We start from the raw sequence: 3,949 nt of genomic DNA on the forward strand, positions 1-3,949 counted from the left end.
GATTTTAGTCAGTTTTAGAAGTTTAAATTCAGGTCAAAATTTTGATTTTTCAGACCGAAATTTCTTTTTGATACCGCGCTTCTAATATTGCGCACAACGTTTCGGGGCTTTGGGATGGTGGGGCAATCGAAGCACAAATCTTCAATTTTGTACTAAGGTTGAACCGAAGAACTACCGTTGAACTTTGCAGTTTCGCCCCACTATTGCAAAACCCTTGTTAGCAGAAGTTTTTTATTTTGTGATTTCTAAGAACTGACTATCATTATGTAGGTTTTCAAGTTCTTCATATGTTTTCGCATCTTCCTTAATGTTTGGGTCAAGTTGAAAAGCTTTTTTTAGATGGTCGATGCTTTCAGATGTTTTTCCTTGCAAGTTCTTTATGATTGCAACTTGATAATAGTTCCAAGCAAATTCGTGAATTTTGTTTTGGGAATTAAACACTTGAATAGCTTTATCGTAAAGCTTTTTTGATTTGTAGTATAATCCTTTTCTATATTCAATATTATAACTTTCATTAGGATTATTATCTTTTAATTTTTCGATATAATTTTCAACTTCCTTTTCAGATTTATAAAGTTCTAACAATTCTAAAATAAAGCCAACATAGTTCATATTGGTATTGTCTGTTGAATATATCTTTTCAGTGATTTTCAAAGCCTCATCGTATGATTTTTGAGAAACTAAAATACGAGCTTTATTAAAAAGCGCATTTACATTATTTGGGTCGATTGCTAAAATCTGTTCTATTTCTAAATTGACATCATAATCACTGTTAGCTTCAGAATGTAAGGTTGCTCTATTTTGTCTTGCTTGAATGTCGCTTGGATTAATTTTCAAATATTCATCATAAGATGAAATTGCAACTGTTTTGTCCTTATCAAAAAAGAAATCTGCTTTAGCTTTTAGAACAACAGCGTTTTTTGTTTTTTCATATTGTATGTCAAAAAATGCTTTAGCATCATCTATTTTATTTTTATGAAAATTAAGGTTTGGAATTATATGATGTATAATTATTTCTTGAGGAAAAAGAGATGTCATTTTTTGGTATAAATCTTCCGCTTCTTTTACAAGTCCTAATTCATATAAAACCCCAATCTTACTTAACTGAGGTCCAAAAAGTTCATCTGAACCATCTGTTAAGTCAATAACTTTATTTAAATTTTTAAGAGCAATTTCGAATTCATTGTTTTGAACATTGATTTGAGAAAGAGAAAAAGTTGCTTCTAAATTATTGCTGTCAATTTCAATTATTTTTTCGTAACATTTTTTCTCTTCTTCGTGTAATTCCAAGTGTTCGCAAGTAACAGCTTTATTTTTGTAATAAATTATTTCTAAAGGCTTTATCTCTATAGCTTTATTTATGTTTTCTAAGGATTTTTCAAAGTCATTCATTTCATAGTTTAGAATACTTAAATTTGAATAAACTTCATCCGCATTTGGGTTGATAAGTAAACATTTTTGGTATAATTCTAATGCATTTTTTTGTTTTCCATTTTGAGCTTGGTATGTAGCAAATGAAAACAATTTATCAAAGTAATTCCTTATCTCGAGTTCACTTATTTCTTTTTTTATAATTTTATCCAACAAATCATCGGATATTCCAAAATCAGTATTTTGTATATTAAAAGTTTGTTCTGGTTCAATTATTTTTTTAGTTTTTTCTAATACATAATCAATTTGTTCATCGCTCAGTCCAACTTTTTTTAGTTCTTTGATTGCGATATAAGGATTGGAATTGTTTTCTTTTAGTTTCCACAGCGCCAAAGCACAAATCTCATTTTGAAACTGATTAGAAAGAAACTTATTTTCATCAATTCCTTTATTTTTTTTCTTTAGAAAGTCAAATATTCCCATATGGTCGGTTTAAAATTTCTGCTAACGTTTTGCAGCTTGGCGAAGTGGCGGATTTAGAAGCACTTACTTTCAATTTAGCACAAATGTTTATTAGAAATCCGAATGTTCAATTTAGCACTGAACCCGCCATTTTGCCAAACTGCTGTTATATGCCGTTTTTTTTATTCGTTAAGTATTTTTTCAATTATTATTTCTATGTCGGTTTTTCCATCCTCTACAATAGTCGCACAATTTATCCATTCTTCTCTTGTCATTTCATCAAAAATGTCAAAATTGTTTTTAGATTTAAAGTTAAGTCCTGAAGGTGTTAATATATGCGTTTTTATTTCCTCTTTAATGTCGGTATAATCTTGGATTTCAAATTCTGCTGGTAAAATAAAGTTATTTCCGAAGAGTCTTTGGATTGCATCTTTAGAGTAATAATTTTCAATTTCTCGTTTTCTTAAAACATCAAATTCGCCTCCTAATTCTTGCACTTTGGCTATTAACAAAGCTTTATTTGCAAGTTTAGAATCGTAATCTATTGCTCCTTTGTCTGAATCTAAAATAAATATAAATCTTCTATTTATTTTTCTACAAAGTTCTGCATTTACGAAAAATTCTACTTGGTCACCACCACAAGGAATAAACAAAATATCTGCTGGTAAACTACCATTGATTTTAAGAAAAGCACGTTCCCAAAATTTTACATCGCCACTTCCCTCAACAAAAACTGCTTTTCTAAAATTATCATTCAATAAATTGTAATTAGGTCTTATTCCAAGTTCTTTAATAACTACATTTAATATATCTGCTTCGTTTTCATAGTTAAAATATTCTGATATTTCATTTGTCTTTTTAACTACAACTATATTAGAATCTCTTGTCGCTCCTGCAAAAACTGGTGAATGAGTTGTAATAAAAAATTGACTGTTTTCAGAAAGTAAAATAATAGATTCTAATAAATCATTTTGAAGTTCTGGGTGTAAAAAGGTTTCTGGTTCTTCTATACCAAATATTTGATATTTTTTTGTTGTTTTTTGAGCAAGGTATTCAAAATACGCTACCATTAATAACCGTTTAAACCCTGTTCCCTTATTTGCAATAGGAATTTCAAACGTGTCAGAAGCAAATTTTAATGAAAGGTCAAATTTTACTAAAGTACCCCAATTACAAGCGACATTTGGTTTTATTTTTTCTAAATTCGGTACATTTCTTTTCATAAGTTCAGTTATCAAGCCGAATTCTGTTTCTAAATCTCCTTGTACATTTGTTTCAATTTGGGAGGTTAAAGCGGAATTATTTTGTAGAGATTGTGTTGCAATTGGTTTAAACTGCGATTGAAAAGTAGTTGAACCAACATTCAAATCTTGTTCTGCATCAAACAAGGAATATTCAGGAAGTTCTATAAAATCATATTGTTTTTGAATATTTTTAATAAAATCATCAGCAACATTTATTTTTTCTATTCGCCCAAAATTTTGTGTGTTTTCATCTACTAATTCAATTTTAGATAAGTTAGTTACTCCACGTCCTGACCTTGAAAATTCAACACCTAATGAAGTCAAATATCCATTAATGTCGGCTTCTTTAACACCCCAACAATTACTGTATTGGTCATTGTTTATATCATTGCAAACATAAAAGAATTCTTTTGCTACTTTACCTGCGGTAGTAAATGAAAAAGTTTTAATCAGTTGTATTTTACCATCAGCATCTAATGCTAATGGATTAATTTCCTGTTGAGTTTCAAATCTAATTGTGATTTCCGTTTTTTCGTCATTTCCAATTCCTTTGAAAACATCATTTGAATTAAATTTCTCATTAAAAAATAAGTCAAGTGCTTTCAATATATTAGATTTTCCTGAATCATTTTTACCAACAAATGAGTTTATTTCTCCAACTTTTAAGTTTGTCAAGGATTTAATTCCTCGGAAATTTTTAATGCTTATGTCAAATATTTTCATAAATTTCTGTTTTGTCGGTGGGTCGCTCTAAAATGGCATATAACGGAAAAGGGCTTTGCCTTTACTTTGTTTTCTGTAAAAATAGTTAAATTTATTCAAAGGAGAGCAGAGGTGAACTATGGGCTTTGTTAGTTTTTAGAACTATACCT

2 protein-coding genes are annotated in these 3,949 nt (G+C 29.2%); both read right to left on the bottom strand.

What is annotated here, in order from left to right; genetic code table 11:
• Window positions 1-231: 231 nt before the first annotated feature.
• The gene (locus tag IV513_RS14980; RefSeq protein WP_209391365.1) at window positions 232-1,854 is read right to left on the bottom strand and encodes a tetratricopeptide repeat protein; all 1,623 of its coding nucleotides are present in this window, start codon (window positions 1,852-1,854) and stop codon (window positions 232-234) included.
• A 161-nt stretch (window positions 1,855-2,015) separates the two neighbouring features.
• The gene (locus tag IV513_RS14985) at window positions 2,016-3,800 is read right to left on the bottom strand and encodes an ATP-dependent endonuclease (RefSeq protein ID WP_245168966.1); all 1,785 of its coding nucleotides are present in this window, start codon (window positions 3,798-3,800) and stop codon (window positions 2,016-2,018) included.
• Window positions 3,801-3,949 lie beyond the last annotated feature (149 nt).

It is taken from the genome of Chryseobacterium sp. RR2-3-20 (assembly GCF_017808115.1).
Classification (GTDB): Bacteria; Bacteroidota; Bacteroidia; order Flavobacteriales; family Weeksellaceae; genus Chryseobacterium; species Chryseobacterium oryzae.